12 protein-coding genes are annotated in these 14,692 nt (G+C 65.2%); 9 read left to right on the top strand and 3 right to left on the bottom strand.

The window, feature by feature from the left end:
* Positions 1 to 103: 103 nt before the first annotated feature.
* Together F2P44_RS01300 and F2P44_RS01295 are read right to left on the bottom strand one after the other, a co-directional pair.
* Positions 104 to 3,667 (bottom strand): indolepyruvate ferredoxin oxidoreductase family protein, encoded by a 3,564-nt coding sequence (locus tag F2P44_RS01300; RefSeq protein ID WP_167084296.1) that lies wholly within the window; start codon positions 3,665 to 3,667, stop codon positions 104 to 106.
* A gap of 234 nt (positions 3,668 to 3,901) precedes the next feature.
* On the bottom strand, positions 3,902 to 4,834 hold the full coding sequence (locus tag F2P44_RS01295) for a LysR substrate-binding domain-containing protein (RefSeq protein ID WP_167084294.1): 933 nt from the start codon (positions 4,832 to 4,834) through the stop codon (positions 3,902 to 3,904).
* A gap of 124 nt (positions 4,835 to 4,958) precedes the next feature.
* Here F2P44_RS01295 and F2P44_RS01290 point away from each other — a divergent pair, with 124 nt between their 5' ends.
* Positions 4,959 to 6,179 (top strand): HD-GYP domain-containing protein, encoded by a 1,221-nt coding sequence (locus F2P44_RS01290; protein WP_167084292.1) that lies wholly within the window; start codon positions 4,959 to 4,961, stop codon positions 6,177 to 6,179.
* A 22-nt stretch (positions 6,180 to 6,201) separates the two neighbouring features.
* Here the strand turns inward: F2P44_RS01290 and F2P44_RS01285 are convergent, their stop codons facing one another.
* Positions 6,202 to 7,242: a GGDEF domain-containing protein gene (locus F2P44_RS01285; RefSeq protein ID WP_167084291.1), complete on the bottom strand. Its 1,041-nt coding sequence runs from the start codon at positions 7,240 to 7,242 to the stop codon at positions 6,202 to 6,204.
* Positions 7,243 to 7,679: 437 nt separating this feature from the next.
* Between F2P44_RS01285 and F2P44_RS01280 the strand changes: the two genes are divergently transcribed.
* From F2P44_RS01280 to F2P44_RS01245, 8 genes are all read left to right on the top strand, one after another.
* Complete coding sequence (locus F2P44_RS01280; RefSeq protein ID WP_167084289.1) at positions 7,680 to 7,856, top strand: Flp family type IVb pilin; 177 nt, start codon at positions 7,680 to 7,682, stop codon at positions 7,854 to 7,856.
* Positions 7,857 to 7,948: 92 nt separating this feature from the next.
* A complete protein-coding gene (locus tag F2P44_RS01275) occupies positions 7,949 to 8,482 on the top strand; it encodes a prepilin peptidase (protein WP_167084287.1) in 534 nt (177 codons plus the stop codon).
* A gap of 105 nt (positions 8,483 to 8,587) precedes the next feature.
* Complete coding sequence (locus F2P44_RS01270) at positions 8,588 to 10,015, top strand: DUF8689 domain-containing protein (protein WP_167084285.1); 1,428 nt, start codon at positions 8,588 to 8,590, stop codon at positions 10,013 to 10,015.
* On the top strand, positions 10,012 to 10,896 hold the full coding sequence (gene cpaB, locus F2P44_RS01265; RefSeq protein WP_167084284.1) for a Flp pilus assembly protein CpaB: 885 nt from the start codon (positions 10,012 to 10,014) through the stop codon (positions 10,894 to 10,896). The genes F2P44_RS01270 and cpaB overlap by 4 nt, the downstream gene beginning before the upstream one ends.
* Before the next feature lie 32 nt (positions 10,897 to 10,928).
* The gene (locus F2P44_RS01260; protein ID WP_167084282.1) at positions 10,929 to 12,455 is read left to right on the top strand and encodes a type II and III secretion system protein family protein; all 1,527 of its coding nucleotides are present in this window, start codon (positions 10,929 to 10,931) and stop codon (positions 12,453 to 12,455) included.
* 9 nt (positions 12,456 to 12,464) lie between these two features.
* Positions 12,465 to 12,737, top strand: a complete 273-nt coding sequence (locus F2P44_RS01255; RefSeq protein ID WP_167084280.1) for a hypothetical protein — start codon at positions 12,465 to 12,467, stop codon at positions 12,735 to 12,737.
* Positions 12,734 to 14,209, top strand: coding sequence for a pilus assembly protein TadG-related protein (locus F2P44_RS01250; RefSeq protein ID WP_167084279.1), 1,476 nt, complete (start codon positions 12,734 to 12,736; stop codon positions 14,207 to 14,209). The genes F2P44_RS01255 and F2P44_RS01250 overlap by 4 nt, the downstream gene beginning before the upstream one ends.
* 14 nt (positions 14,210 to 14,223) lie before the next feature.
* Positions 14,224 to 14,685, top strand: a complete 462-nt coding sequence (locus tag F2P44_RS01245; protein ID WP_167084277.1) for a hypothetical protein — start codon at positions 14,224 to 14,226, stop codon at positions 14,683 to 14,685.
* The last annotated feature ends 7 nt before the right edge of the window (positions 14,686 to 14,692 follow it).

Genomic DNA, 14,692 nt, shown 5'->3' with positions numbered 1-14,692 from the left:
TCGTCCCCGCGAAGGCGGGAACGACGGAGCTGGCGCGAGCGAAGGGAGCTAGCGCCCTCGCGGGGCTTCGTTTCTGCCAATGGTAGAAACGACAGGAGATTTCTTAGGCCGCGTGCTTGTGCGCCCCATCCCCCAGCAGCCGCGCCTTCTCCACGCGGAACTGCGCCACTGCCTTTTCCTTCACATGTCCATACCCGCGAATCTGCTCCGGCAGGTTGGCCAGTTCCACCGCAGTCGCATGATTGTCCGCATTGAGCCCGGCGACCAAACCTTCGATCATCTGGCGATACTCCACAATCAGCGCGCGCTCCATCTTGCGTTCTTCGGTGCGCCCGAAAATATCGAACGCCCCACCGCGCAGGCCCTTGAACTTGGCCAGCAGCGCAAACGCCTTCCAAATCCACGATCCAAACTCCGCCTTCACCAGATGTCCCTTGGCGTCCTTCTTGGCGAACATCGGCGGCGCCAGGTTGAACTTGACCGAGAAATCGCCCTCGAACTGCGACTTGAGCTGCTCGACAAACCGGCCATCGGTGTACAGGCGCGCCACTTCATATTCGTCCTTGTACGCCATCAGCTTGAAGTAGTACTTGGCCACGGCCGTCGACAGCCGGTTGCCCAGTGACTGCGCCGTTTCCGCCGCCCGCACCTTGGCCACCAGCTGCTCGTAGATCGCCGCGTAAGCGCCATCCTGGTACTCGGTCAGGAACTCGACGCGCTTCTTGATGACATTTTCCAGGCTTTGCGGCATCTGCACCACGATGGCCTGGGTTGGCGTAGCCACTTTTTCCACGCGCTTCAGGTCCACGGCGGCGCGGCGGCCCCACAGGAAGCTCTTCTTGTTCGGCTCCACGCCCACGCCATTCAACTCGATGGCGCGCAGCAGCGACGCCTCGGTCAGCGGAATGCGGCCCTTCTGCCACGCATAACCCATCATGAACAGGTTGGCGGCGATCGAGTCGCCCATCAGCGCGGTGGCTAATTTTGTCGCGTCGATAAAGTCAGCCGCGTCAATGGCCGGCGCACCGACCGATTCCATGATCAGCGCGCGCACTTCCGCCGCTGGATACTCCCAGTCGGCATTCTGCGCGAAGGTGCCTGGTGGCTGCTCGTGCAGGTTGATCACGGCCATGGTGCGGCCCGGACGCATCTTGGAAATCGCGTCCTGCGCGCCGGCGGTCAGCATGTCGCAGCCGAGGATCAGGTCCGCCTCGCCGGTGGCGATGCGCTGCGCGCGCAGATGGTCGGGCGAACGCGCCACCTTCACGTGCGAGGTGACCGAACCGTTTTTCTGCGACATGCCGGTCATGTCCAGCACCGATGCGCCCTTGCCTTCGAGGTGGGCGGCCATGCCCATCAGCGCGCCGACGGTAATCACGCCGGTGCCGCCGATGCCGTTGATCAGGATGTTGTACGGCTGGTCGATACTCGGTAAAACCGGTTCCGGCAGCGGCCCGAAGCCATCGTCCACGTTATTCTTGGTGACGCCGGTCTTGGTCTTCTTGAGCGTGCCGCCTTCGACGGTGACGAAACTCGGGCAAAAGCCTTTCACGCACGAGTAGTCCTTGTTGCAGGACGACTGGTCGATGGTGCGCTTGCGGCCGAATTCGGTTTCCTTCGGCAGGATCGAGACGCAGTTCGACTGCACGCCGCAGTCGCCGCAGCCTTCGCACACGGCATCGTTGATGACCATGCGCTTGTTCGGGTCGGGGAACTCGCCCTTTTTGCGGCGGCGGCGTTTTTCGGCCGCGCAGGTCTGGTCGTAGATCAGCACCGATACGCCTTCGACCTCGCGCAGTTCGCGCTGCACCGCATCCATCTCCTTGCGGTCGTGCAGGCTGACGATGGACGGCAGCGAGGAGCGGTCGCTGTAGCGCGACAAATCTTCGGTGACCAGCGCAATGCGCTTGATGCCTTCGGCCGCCATCTGCTGCGCGATCATCGGCACCGAGGTCTGGCCGTCGACCGGCTGGCCGCCCGTCATTGCCACCGCATCGTTGTAGAGAATCTTGTAGGTCATGTTGACCTTGGCCGCCACCGCCGCGCGGATCGCCAGGTAACCGGAGTGGAAGTAGGTGCCGTCGCCCAGGTTCTGGAACACGTGCGGTACTTCGGAAAACGCCTGCTGGCCGATCCACGGCGCGCCTTCGCCGCCCATGTGGGTGGTCAGCTTGTTCATGCCCGGATAGATCGCGGTGGCCATCACGTGGCAGCCGATGCCGGCCAGCGCAAAGCTGCCGTCCGGGACCTTGGTCGAGGTGTTGTGCGGGCATCCTGAGCAGTAGAACGCGGGGCGGAACGGCGTGTTGATGGCCTTGCGCAGCACCGCATCCTTGGCGTCCAAGAAGGTCAGGCGCGCCTTGATCAGGTCACAGGTGCGGGCATCGGTAATCAGGCGCGAGATGCGCGAGGCGATCACGCGCGCCACTTGCGAGACCGAGAAATCGGCCTTGGAAGTGAGCAGCCATTCGCCGCGCGGGGCGACCCATTCGCCTTTTTCGTCGAACTTGCCGATCACTTTCGGGCGCACATCGTCGCGCCAGTTGTAGAGCTGCTCCTTGAGCTGGTATTCGACGATCTGGCGCTTTTCTTCGACCACCAGGATTTCGTCGAGCCCCTGCGCGAATTCGCGCACGCTGTCCGGCTCCAGCGGCCATGGCATGGCGACCTTGAACAGGCGCAGGCCGACGTCGGCCGCCATTTTCTCGTCGATGCCCAGTTCTTCCAGCGCTTCGAGCACGTCGAGGTACGATTTGCCGGACGCGATGATGCCCAGTTTGGCGTTGGCGCTGTCGATGGTGGTGTGATTGAGCTTGTTCTCGCGCGCATAGGCCAGCGCGGCGTAGATTTTATAGTCCTGCATCAGCGCTTCCTGCTTGCGCGCCTGCAGGCCGAGCGGATCGGACGAGAGGCGCGTATTCAGGCCGCCTTCGGGCATCACGAAGTCTTGCGGAAGCTTGACTTGCACGCGGAACGGGTTGGCGTCGACCGAGGCGCTCGATTCGACCGTGTCGGCCAGCGCCTTGAAGGCCACCGTGCAGCCGGAAAAACGCGACATGGCCCAGCCGTGCACGCCCAGGTCCAGGTATTCCTGCACATTGCATGGGTACAGCACCGGCACCATGCAAGCCGAGAAGATGTGGTCCGACTGGTGCGGCAGGGTCGAGGAATAGGCGCCATGGTCGTCGCCGGCCACCAGCAGCACGCCGCCGTGCTTGGACGTGCCGGCGTGGTTCATGTGCTTGAAGACGTCACCGCAGCGGTCCACGCCCGGGCCTTTGCCGTACCACATGGCGAACACGCCGTCGTACTTGGCCGGGCCGATCAGGTCGACCGTCTGCGAGCCCCACACGGCGGTCGCGGCCAGGTCTTCGTTCACGCCCGGCACGAATTTCACGTGGTGCGCTTCGAGGTGGGCCTTGGCTTTCCACAGGTTTTCATCGAGGCCGCCCAGCGGCGAGCCGCGGTAGCCGGAGATGAAGCCGGCCGTGTTCAGGCCGGCGGCCTGGTCGCGTTCGCGCTGCATCATCGGGAGGCGCACCAGCGCCTGGATACCGGACAGGAAAATATTGCCCGTGGTCGCCGTGTATTTGTCGTCGAGGGTGACCGTGGTCAGGCGTGAAGCGACGTCCTGCGGGGCAGGCGCCGTTGCCGGGGTATCTGGCATGGTGAGTCTCCAAAATGGTATTCGGGATGTTGCCCCGCCAGGACGGCGCCGGGTAGGCGCCTTGGTGACGGAGTAGGGTGCCGCTTTAATGCGGCTTGTTTTACAGCGTGATTTTACAAGACTATCCGGTATGGATCGCCGTTGGCGTGGAGTGTATGACCTTCACGCGCGCAGGGGAAATACGGTTTCGGGATGGGGGTATAAGAAAAAGTGATGGCTCGGTGTAGCTGCTACTTATTTGAGCAGGCGCGCGCCCGGCCAGGCGCCGCCGGCGCACAGTTCTTCGGTCACCTGGTGCACCAGGCGCTTGACCGCGGCGGCCGCGTTGGTCAGGGGGATATTGCGCGAGGCGCACAGGGTCACCGTGCGCGCCAGCGCCGGGCTGTGGATAGCCCGGGCCAGCATGGCGCCGCGTTCGATGTCGGCCAGCAGCGGGGCCACCGGCAGGATGGTGGCGCCCATGTCGGCCAGGATCGCCGACTTGAGGATGGCGATCGAGTTGATTTCGATCACGTTCGACAGGTGCAGGCCGGCCGCGCGCGCCACGTTCTCGATGCGCGGACGCACTCCTTGCTGCTGGGCCGGCAAGATCAGGGTGGTGGCCAGCGCGTCGGCCAGCGCCACCTGCTCGCCCGGCGGGCTGAAAGCCGATCCGGAGCGGCAGATGAAACTCAGCTCTTCCTCCACCAGCGCGCTGCTGGCGAAGGCCCCCAGCTGGCCATCGTCGAACAGCACCGCCAGGTTGATCCGGCCCGACTTCAGCTGTTCGTTCAGATTGCCGGATAACTCTTCAGTGAGCTGGAGGGTGATTTCCGGATAGGTGTTGCGCGCCGCCATCAGCAAGGGTAGGGCCAGGGCGCCCGAGATGCTGTGCGGCAGCCCCAGCGTGACACTGCCGGAAGGCCTGGTGGTTGACTGGGTCACGGCCGAACGGGCATCTCCCACCTGCTTGAGAATGGCCAGCGCATGCTCGTAAAACACCTTGCCGGCGTCGGTGGTGAGTACGCCCTGGGCCGAGCGGTGCAGCAGTTGCGCGCCGAGATCGTCTTCGAGCTGGCGCAATTGCTGGGTCAGGGCCGGCTGGGCCACGTGCAGCACCAGCGCCGCGCGCGATAGCGAGCCGTGATCGACAATGGCGACGTAGTAGCGCAGCTGGCGTAATTCCATGATGGTCCGGGGTGGTGAGTGGGCTGGTGGGTTTCGGCAAGTATAGATGCATTAGGGAAATATTGACGTTATACTGTCGTGGTCGCCGCAATTGCGCGAGATTACACCACAGGCGGACAGAAAAATGCTCAAGAAAGTCGATGCTTCCCACCTCAAGCCCGGCATGTACATCCATGACCTGAGCTGCGACTGGATGACGCATCCGTTCGTGCGCAACCGTTTCATGCTGGCCAGCGACGAGGAAATCCGCAAGATGATCGATGCCGGCATCCACGACGTGGTGATCGATTGCAGCAAGGGGCTCGACGTCGACCATGCACCCACGCTCGACGAAACCCGCCAGCGCACCGAAGAGGCGCTGGTGGCCATCGCCGCGCCGCCGGTGATCGTCACGCGCACCAGCCTGGCCGAGGAACTCAAGCGCGCCGCCGTGATCCGCCACCAGGCGACCGGCCTGGTGCGCACCGTGATGCAGGATGCGCGGCTGGGCAAGGCCATCGAACTCGACAACGTGTCGCCGGTGGTGCAGAACATCACCGAATCGATCCTGCGCAATCCCGCCGCGCTGATGGGCCTGCTGCGCATCAAAACCAAGGATGACTACACCTTTTTGCATTCGGTCAGCGTGTGCACCCTGCTGGTGGCGTTTTGCCGCTCGCGCGGGATGGATGCCCACACCACCCACCAGGCTGGCCTGGGCGGGCTGCTGCACGATACCGGCAAGGCGCTGGTGCCGGACCATATCCTCAACAAGCCGGGGCGGCTGACGGACGAGGAGTTTGCCATCGTCAGGAAGCACCCGCGCGACGGCTACGATATCCTGGTCAAGTCGCCCGATGTCGGCCCGATTGCGCTCGATATCACCCTGCATCACCACGAGCGGCGCGATGCCAGCGGCTATCCGGACCAGCAGGGCGAGGGCGCCATCAGCGAGCTGGCGCAGATGGCGGCCATCGTCGATGTGTACGACGCCATCACGGCCGACCGCTGCTATCACAAGGGCATCTCGGCGGCCGAAGCGCTGCGCAAGATTTATGAGTGGAGCAAGTTCCACTTTCATCCCACGTATGCGCAGGAATTCATGCGCTGCGTGGGGATTTATCCGGTGGGAACCATGGTGATGCTGGAATCGGGGCGGCTGGCGGTGGTGATCGCACCGCACGAAACCAATCTGCTCGCGCCCAAGGTGAATGTGTTTTTCAACACCAAACACAATGGGTATATCAAGCCGGAGACGGTGGATTTGTCGCGCCCGCTGGGTTTCGGCGGCGGCGACAAGATTGTCCGCCCCGAGTCGCCGCACAAGTGGAATGTCGACCCGATGCGCTTCATCAGCGTCGGGTAAACATCCGCAGCGCGGCTTGTCGCTAGAAGAACTCGGCCGTATCGTTCGAGGCCACCGCTTGCAGCAGCCCGCCCGACACCAGCTGGTCGTAGTGGCACGCCTGGTTGCGTCCGTGGCTCTTGGCGTAGTACAGCGCCTGGTCGGCACGCCCGAGAATGATCACCGGCGACTCGTACGGGCTGATGCTGACGAAGCCGACACTCACCGTGACCTGCCCCACCTGGGGGAAATCATGCGATTCGACATTCGTGCGGAAGCGGTCGATGATTTTTTGTGCATTGTCGAGCGTGGTCGAACGCAGCAGCACCACGAACTCTTCGCCGCCGAAACGGAAGACCCGGTCTTGCGAGCGGAACGACGATTGCAGCAGGTTGGCGATCAGGATCAGCACTTCATCGCCGTACAGATGGCCGAATTTGTCGTTGACCAGCTTGAAATGGTCGACGTCGACCACCGCCAGCCATTGCTTTTCCGCTTCCGAATGCTGGCGCCGCTCTTGCACGCCCGGTTCCAGCGACTCTTGCTCGGCGGTGACGTGCAGCATCTTGGCCAGCTGGTCGTCGAAGGTCTTGCGGTTGAGCAGGCCTGTGAGCGAATCGCGTTCGCTGTAGTCGAGCAGGTTCTGGAAGTTGCGGTACACGCTGACAATGCCGCCGATGACGTGGATGGTATCGCTCGTGTACGGGGTCGGATGCAGGATTTCGAGGCAGGTGTCGGCCTTTTCGCCGATCCAGATCGGCAGCCACAAGGTGCGCTTGCCATCGGCCGACAGGCTCTCGGCGCTCGTTTCATTGTTGGCGATGCAGGCGGCCAGGGCCGGGAAACTGGCGATCGGCTCGCCCAGGGCATTCGCATCGGCAGGCTCTTCCATTTTAGCGAGGCCACCAGCGCAGATGCTGGCGCGCACGCGCACATACTGTTCCCCGCGCACATGCATGATGGTCAGCACGCGCGTCTGCGACGCCCGTGCCAGTTCCTGAACCGCCGAGATCACCGAGATGTCGAGCATCGTGTGGTCGCGGTGGCCAGTCATGTCCACCATGTGTTTAAGAAGGGAATCCATGTCGTTCTCGGAAATGTAAATCAAACAACTACCACGTAGCGGAAGAATCGATGTCCATCGACATTGGCACAGCCTAGTGTACCTGATCGCCGGGCGCGTTCCGCTTGACATATCGTGCCCGGCCCGCGGTGTTGCCTGATCGGCAATTGTCGTGCATTAACGCTCGCGCTCACCCGATTCTACCGTTGTGCGGCGTCTTGCGGCTCACCGCACAGCAACTTTTTCGCCATCTTGTCGTATATCGACAGTTTCCATGATAGCAAAATTAGTGCCTTGAAGGAAAGTTGCGTGAAGTCAAATCGTCGATTCCTCACCTGCCTATAGTGGACCCAATGGCGGAAAAATTGAGGTACAGCAGTAAGGTACTTCAAGGCAAGGCAGCAGCAAGGCCGAACCCATGCCAGAAGTTGGCAGTTCTTAACCAACCGGAGGTCACCATGAGCACCATCACCACCGCAGTGCAAGCCTTTATCAACGACGAAGACGGCGCCACCGCCATCGAGTACGGCCTGATCGCCGCCCTGATTGCAGTTGCGATCGTCTCGTCGTTGAAATCGGTACAGGACGAGCTGAAGTCCTTGTTCGCTCGGGTTGTCACTGGCCTGCAAACGTAAGGCGTCCCGGGCCCCACCTGAGCCGTCGTTCGCTGCACCACGCCTCCCGCGACAGGGCCCTGTTCCGGGGGGCATTTTTACGTGAGTAGCCCATGCCTGCCTTGACTCTCCTCCACCTTGTGCTGATTGCTTTGCTGCTCGCCGCCGCCGCCAGCGACCTGGCTTCGCGCCGCATTCCCAACCGCCTGCTGGCCGCCGGCCTGGCCTGTGCCGCCATCCTGCATCTGTGTTCCGGGACGCCGCTCGCGCTGCTCAGCACGGGCCTGGCCGGTTTCGCCGCCGGCCTGCTGCTGTTCCTGCCTCTGTACTGCCTGCGCGGCATGGCCGCCGGCGACGTCAAGCTGATGGCCACCGTGGGTGCCTTCACCGGTCCCGTCCTGGCCCTGCAGATTGCGCTGGCAGCCTTTTGCGCCGGCGGCGTCATGGCGCTGCTGCTCATTCTCGCCAGCGGGCGCCTGCGCGATACCTGCGCCAATCTGATATCGCTGCTGCGCCCCCTGTTTCTGCGTATTGGCGGCCTGCCGGTCGCGGCCGAACCGATGCCGACCCCCAGTGTGGGAAATATGCCATACGCCGTCGCCATCGCCGCCGGCACTTTTTTTACTCTGGCACAGCCCTGGCTGTAAGTTTCCGTGCGGTCAGAGCTTGCTGTTTATCAAGCCGGCCAAGGACGGCGTGGCTAAAATAAATTGTGCCTTTTGGAAACGCCACCAGCACTTTGAGGAACCGACATGAGTTACACCGCCCCGCCCGGAGCGCTTCCGCCCAGCAGCCTGCGGGTGCGTACTCCTCCTTCCGACTACGGCATCAACAGCGCGCCGCCGCAGCCGCGCTGCGTGCGCGACACCGGCCTCGACATGGGACTCGTGATCGAACTGGTGGCCAAGGCGATGTATTCGATCGGCAAGATCCACCTGCCTGTCCTTACCGGCAAGCTCAAGCTGTCGATCAATGTCTTGCGCGAAGTGCTGGACACCATGCAGGCCGACCACCTGGCCGAAGTGGCGGGGCGTGGTGACTCCGATCTCGACGTCCACTACCAGCTCACCGACGGCGGGCGCCTGCGCGCGGCCGAGTTCCTGGCGCGCTGCCGCTATGTGGGGCCGGCGCCGGTCACCCTGCAGGCTTACCGCGACCTGGCCGAGCGCCAGTCCAGCCGGCACGGCAAGGGCGCGCAGATCGGCATGGCCGAGATGGCCGCCGCTTTTGCCGACGACGTGCTCGATCCCAATGTACGCGATTTGCTCGGCGCGGCGCTGCAGTCGCGCCGCCCGTTGCTGCTGCACGGCCCGTCCGGCAGCGGCAAGACCACCCTGGCGCGCAAGCTGGGCCAGCTCCAGAGCGGGCTGGTGGCCATTCCGCATGCGATCCTGGCCGAGGGCCATATCATCCAGTTCCACGACCCGGCCCTGCACGTGCCGGCCTCGCCCCTGAACCTGCGCCAGAGCGAAGAGCGGCGCAAGCCGGACGCGCGCTGGACCCTGTGCCAGCGCCCGGTGGTGCAGGTCGGCGCCGAGCTGGGCTACGAAATGCTCGACCTGCGCCTGGACCAGGCCAGCGGCGTGTACCGCGCGCCGCCGCACTTCATGGCCAATAACGGCGTCCTGGTGATCGACGACCTGGGCCGCCAGCGCATTCCCAGCGAAGAATTGCTCAACCGCTTCAACGCCCCGCTCGACAGCGGCAGCGACCAGCTCACCATCGAGGGCGGCTGCAAGATCGCGGTGCCGTTCGACGTCACCCTGGTGCTGGCCACCAACCTGGCCCCGAACCTGCTGCTGGACGACGCTTTCCTGCGCCGCATCGGCTACAAGATCCTGGTCGGCCCGCTGTCCGAAGCGGCCTACGCCACCCTGTTCCGGCGCCAGTGCCACCAGCATGCGCTGGCCTGCGACGAAGCCGTGCTCGATTACCTGATTGGACGCCTGCACCGCGCCAGCGGACGGCCGCTGCTGGCCAGCTATCCGGCCGAGCTGCTCGGGCGGCTCAACGATTTCGCCGCCTTCGCCGGCACCACGGCACGCCTGAGCGCGGCGGCCATCGAGCAAGCCTGGCACAGCATGTCGCTGGGGCCGGGCACGCCGGCCAGCGCCCCGTCCCATCCGCCGATGTCTTTTCCAGCCGATAACGGCACCACCTTGTACGAGAGGATCTCATGAAAAATAAACGCGCATTGCTGACCATGGGCGTCGCGGTCCTGCTGGGGATCGGCGCCGTCATCCTGGCCTCGCTCTGGCTGCTCGGGCAACCGGGCAACGCCGCCAGCCGCGTCATCGTCGCCACCGGCGACATCAGCCGCGGCCAGCGCATTTCGCCCGACATGCTGCGCCTGGTCGACTGGCCCACCGCGACCATGCCCAAGGATGCCTTCAAGGATAGCCTCAAGCTGAGCGACCGGGTGCTCAAGACCAACGTCCTCAAGGGCGAGCCGCTGACCGAAGCCAAGCTGGCCCCGGCCGGCACCCTGGGCGGCCTGTCGGCCCTGATCAGCGAAGGCAAGCGCGCCATCACGGTGCGCGTCAACGATGTCATCGGCGTGGCCGGCTTCGCGCTGCCGGGCAATTACGTCGACATCATCGTGCACACCGAGCGCGACCCGGACGAGCAGGCCAGACAGCAGCGTAATGCCTTGCACATTTCCAAGATCGTGCTCGAACGCATCCTGGTGCTGGCGGTGGCCCAGGAAGTGAGCCGCGACGAAACCAAGCCGAAAGTGGTCAATGCCGTCACGCTCGAAGTCACGCCGGAACAGGCCGAGGAGCTCGACCTGGCGCGCGGGGTCGGCACCTTGTCGCTGGCGCTGCGCAACCAGGTCGATCCCGGCTCGCCGCAGACGGCCGGGGCCACCAAGGCCAGCTTGCTCGACACGCTGGCCGCCGCCACCACGCCGCTGCCCGTGCCCGCCGCCAAAGGGGCGCCGCCGGCCAAGCCGCGCGCGGTCTCGCGGGCCGCCGCGCGCCCCGCCCAGGTGGTGGCGCACGTCAAACGCGACTGCGTCAGCGTCTTGAACGGCGTGACCACGTCACAAGAATGTTTTTGATTTTCGAGCAATCACCTTACAGGATGGCCGACATGAACAGATGCATCAAACCAGGCAAACCGACCGGCACTGCCGCCGCCGTGCTCGGCGTACTGCTGGCGCTGGCCGGCAACGGCGCCCAAGCCGCCGCCGCCAAGGAAGCCCAGCCCCAGTCCGAGCGCGCCGACAGCGGCCCGCGCTGCAGCGGAGAAGCGGCGCGTCCCGGCAATATGACGCTGCTGGTGGGCAAATCGAACCTGCTGCGCCTGCCCGAACCGGTGCGCAACCGCAGTATCGGCAACGCCGCCGTGGTGCAAGCCATGCTGGTCGCGCCCGACACCCTGTACCTGCTCGGGGTCGATGTCGGCACCACCAATATGATCGTGCAGGGCAAGAGCGGCGCTTGCAGCATCGTCGACATCGTGGTCGGCATGGACCCGGCCGGGCTGCAAGCGAGCCTGGCGGCCCTGATGCCGGAAGAGAAGGATATCCGCGTGCACAGCGCCGCCGATTCGCTGGTGCTGAGCGGCACCGTGGCCGATGGCGCCGCCGTGCTGCGCGCGGTCGAACTGGCGACCGCCTTCGTCAGCCGGCCGCTGCGCACGCTGGCGCAGCAGGGCGGCGATCCGGCCACCGGTGGCGCGGCCGCCACCAAGGGCGGCGCGGGCGGCCCTGCCGGGGCCGGTGCGGGAGCACCGGCGATGCGCGTGATCAACCTGCTGGCGGTCGGCGCGCCCCAGCAAGTGATGCTCGAAGTGAAGATCGCCGAAGTCTCGAAAAGCCTGCTCGAACGGCTGGAAGGGGGCGTCACCTGGGGCTTCGGCTCGGGCAGCTGGGCCACCACCCTGCTGGCCAATTTCATCACCGGCAATGCCCAGGGCGCGCTCGGCGTGCACCGGCGCAGCGGCAAGGGCCTCAACCTGGAAGCGCAAAAACAGGATGGCATCGTACGCATCCTGGCCGAACCGAACGTGATGGCCGTCAGCGGCCAGGAAGGCAGTTTCCTGGCCGGCGGCAGCATCTTCATCCCGGTGGCCCAGGACAACAACAAGGTCACCCTGGAAGAAAAGGAATTCGGGGTCGGCCTGCGCTTCACCCCGACCGTGCTGGCCGGCGGGCGCATCAACCTCAAGGTGGCGCCGGAAGTGTCGGAAGTCTCGCGCGAAGGCATCGGCGTATCCGCCGCCGGTTTTTCCGGCGCCGCGGTGCTGCCCCTGATCACCAGGCGGCGCGCCAGCACCACCTTGCAGCTGTACGACGGCCAGAGCTTCGCCATCGGCGGCCTGATCAAGAACAACCTGATCACCAACCGCAAGGGCTTGCCGCTGCTGGGCGAAGTGCCGGTGCTCGGCGCGCTGTTTCGCAGCACCGATTTTCAGGAAGACCGCACTGAACTGGTGTTTGTCGTGACGGCCCACCTGGTCAAGCCCCTGCCGTCGAACTACACCCTGCCGACCGATGGCCTGGCGCCGCCCTCGCGCACCCAGATGCTGCTCGGTTCGCGCCTGGAAGGCGAGCAGGCCCGGCCCCCGGTCGCGGCGCCCGTCGTCCCCGCGCACAGCGGTTTTGAACTGAAATAGGAGAGCGCCATGAATACACGCATCGGTAGCATCGCCGGCTTGCTGGCATTGACGGTCGGGCTGGGCGCTTGCTCCAGCACGCCTCGCTTGGACGCGCGCTTCGGCCAGGCCGTGCGCAGCACACTGGCGGCCCAGGTGATCGACCCGGCGGCCGTGCGCAACACCCGTCCCGTGACCGGCCTGGACGGCAAGACGGCGGCCGCCGCCCAGGAGCGCTACCAGCACTCGGCCGCCGCGCCCGCCGCGCTGGCGCCGCTGGCCATCGGCGGGGGCGCAAAATGACAGAGATGCGCCTTGCGGCTTGCCGGCACCGGCGCCAGCGCGGCGCTTACGCGGTCGTGTTCGCCCTGCTGATGATGCCGCTGGTCTACCTGGGCGGCATGGCGATCGACCTGTCGATGGCCTATATGCGCCGCACCGACCTGCAGGCGGCGGCCGATGCGGCCGCGCTGGCGGCGGCGCGCGCGCTGGACGGCACCGTGGCCGGCATCGCCAACGCCGATACGCGCGCGGCGCAGATCGTCAATGCCAGCACCTACGCGCTGACGCACGCCATGAGCTGGCATCCGGCCGCCCTGAGCTTTAGCGACAGCCCAGAGCTTGGTGGCATCTGGCTGCCGGCCGGCGCCGTCACTGCGGCCAATGCCGCCACGATGCGTTACGCCCGCATCGATACCAGTGCGTTGGAGGGCTTGGGCGAAGTAAAGGCCGTGTTCGCCGGCGTCATCGACCGCACATTCACCATCCTGAAGGTCGGCGTGCGCGCGGTGGCTGGGCGCAGCGCGGTCCAGATTACGCCGCTGGCCATCTGCGCCATGAACAACCAGGCCAAAACGGTGCGTGCGAATGCGCCCGGTTACGAGGAGATCGTCGAGCATGGCTTCCGGCGCGGGGTCAGTTACAACCTGCTCAATCTGAATCCGGGCGGCGCCGCCGCGCTGAACTACCAGGTCAATCCCATCGATTTTCCGCCGGCGGTGGAGAACGCGGCGCACCGCGGCCTCGCTACCTTGCGTCCGATGGTGTGCAGCGGCACCCTGGCGCTGCCGTTCCTGCCGAACGGCGCCAGCATCTACGTGCGGGAAGGCTTTCCCTCCTCGCTCGCGGCCGAGCTCAATTCGCGCTTCGGCACCCTGGGCGGCCCCTCGACCTGCAACTCGGTCGCGGCCCCGGCCGATACCAACATCAAGGAATACACGGTCGCGACCTACTGGATGCGCATGGCGGCCGCCAGCCCCAACCCGGCCACGATTCCCGCCAGCGCCCTGCAGGTCGTCGGCGCCGGCGAGCGCAAGACCATTGCCGAGGTCAACGGCGCCAGCCCCGCCACCAACCCGGTCAGCTACGGTCCCTTGTGGGCTTTTGCCAAACCGCAGCGCTACAACGCGGCCACGCCGGGCACGCCCGGCGCCACCTTCCCCAAGAGCGCCTGGCCGGTCCTGTATCCGGTCGCCAGCGAGCAGGTCGAAGCGACCGCCATCTTTCCGACCGATCCGCTGGTCCCGTACCGGGCGACCGGCGTGTTCAAGCAAAATCCCAGCCCGTCCACCTATCCCAAGGTGGTGGGGCGGCGCATCCTCAACATCCCGCTGCTGGCCTGCCCGGTGAGCGCCGGCGGCACGGCCACGGTGCTGGCGGTCGGCAGCTTCTTGATGACCTCGCGCGCGACCGACAGCCCGGCCGGCGTCTACGCCGAATTCGGCGGCCTGGCCACGGCCGACTCCCTGAACTCCTCGACGGTCCTGTACCGGTGAAAGGGCACCCCGCCATGCCTTCCATTTTCCGGCGCCGCGCGCGCGGCATTGCGCGTATCGAACTGGCCCTGATCCTCGCTTTCATGGCTTTCCTGCTGCCGGTTATCTTCAGCATCGGCCGCCTGTTTTACGTATACGCGGTGCTCAAGCAAACCGCCACCGCCGCCGCCGCCAGCCTGGCGGCGGTGCCGCCAGGCGAGTGGGCCGGCAGTGCCGCGTTCAACAGCCCGATGAAGCTCAGGGCCTTGCAGTTGATCGAACAATCGCTGCTCGACGCCAACGTGGCGCCCGCCATCCCGCTGCTCGAATACGACTTCGACTGCAACGGCAACCTGCTGTGCGGGGGCGATCGCCAGGACACCGTCACGGTCACGGTCGGGGTGGCGATACCGAACGGCTACAACATCATGACCGAACTGGGAATGTCGAGCAATATGACGATCCAGACGTCGGTCACGGTTCCTTACAACCACTGAGCGCCGG

Source organism: Massilia frigida, assembly GCF_011682175.1.
Taxonomy (GTDB): domain Bacteria; phylum Pseudomonadota; class Gammaproteobacteria; order Burkholderiales; family Burkholderiaceae_D; genus Telluria_A; species Telluria_A frigida.
This window is presented reverse-complemented; position numbering and strand designations above follow the sequence as displayed.

Excerpts from the sequence above, each read along its gene's own strand:
- F2P44_RS01300 (WP_167084296.1), bottom strand. The coding sequence starts at position 3,667 with ATGCCAGATACCCCGGCAACGGCGCCTGCCCCGCAGGACGTCGCTTCA.
- F2P44_RS01295 (WP_167084294.1), bottom strand. The coding sequence starts at position 4,834 with ATGGAATTACGCCAGCTGCGCTACTACGTCGCCATTGTCGATCACGGC.
- F2P44_RS01290 (WP_167084292.1), top strand. The coding sequence starts at position 4,959 with ATGCTCAAGAAAGTCGATGCTTCCCACCTCAAGCCCGGCATGTACATC.
- F2P44_RS01285 (WP_167084291.1), bottom strand. The coding sequence starts at position 7,242 with ATGGATTCCCTTCTTAAACACATGGTGGACATGACTGGCCACCGCGAC.
- F2P44_RS01280 (WP_167084289.1), top strand. The coding sequence starts at position 7,680 with ATGAGCACCATCACCACCGCAGTGCAAGCCTTTATCAACGACGAAGAC.
- F2P44_RS01275 (WP_167084287.1), top strand. The coding sequence starts at position 7,949 with ATGCCTGCCTTGACTCTCCTCCACCTTGTGCTGATTGCTTTGCTGCTC.
- F2P44_RS01270 (WP_167084285.1), top strand. The coding sequence starts at position 8,588 with ATGAGTTACACCGCCCCGCCCGGAGCGCTTCCGCCCAGCAGCCTGCGG.
- cpaB (WP_167084284.1), top strand. The coding sequence starts at position 10,012 with ATGAAAAATAAACGCGCATTGCTGACCATGGGCGTCGCGGTCCTGCTG.
- F2P44_RS01260 (WP_167084282.1), top strand. The coding sequence starts at position 10,929 with ATGAACAGATGCATCAAACCAGGCAAACCGACCGGCACTGCCGCCGCC.
- F2P44_RS01255 (WP_167084280.1), top strand. The coding sequence starts at position 12,465 with ATGAATACACGCATCGGTAGCATCGCCGGCTTGCTGGCATTGACGGTC.
- F2P44_RS01250 (WP_167084279.1), top strand. The coding sequence starts at position 12,734 with ATGACAGAGATGCGCCTTGCGGCTTGCCGGCACCGGCGCCAGCGCGGC.
- F2P44_RS01245 (WP_167084277.1), top strand. The coding sequence starts at position 14,224 with ATGCCTTCCATTTTCCGGCGCCGCGCGCGCGGCATTGCGCGTATCGAA.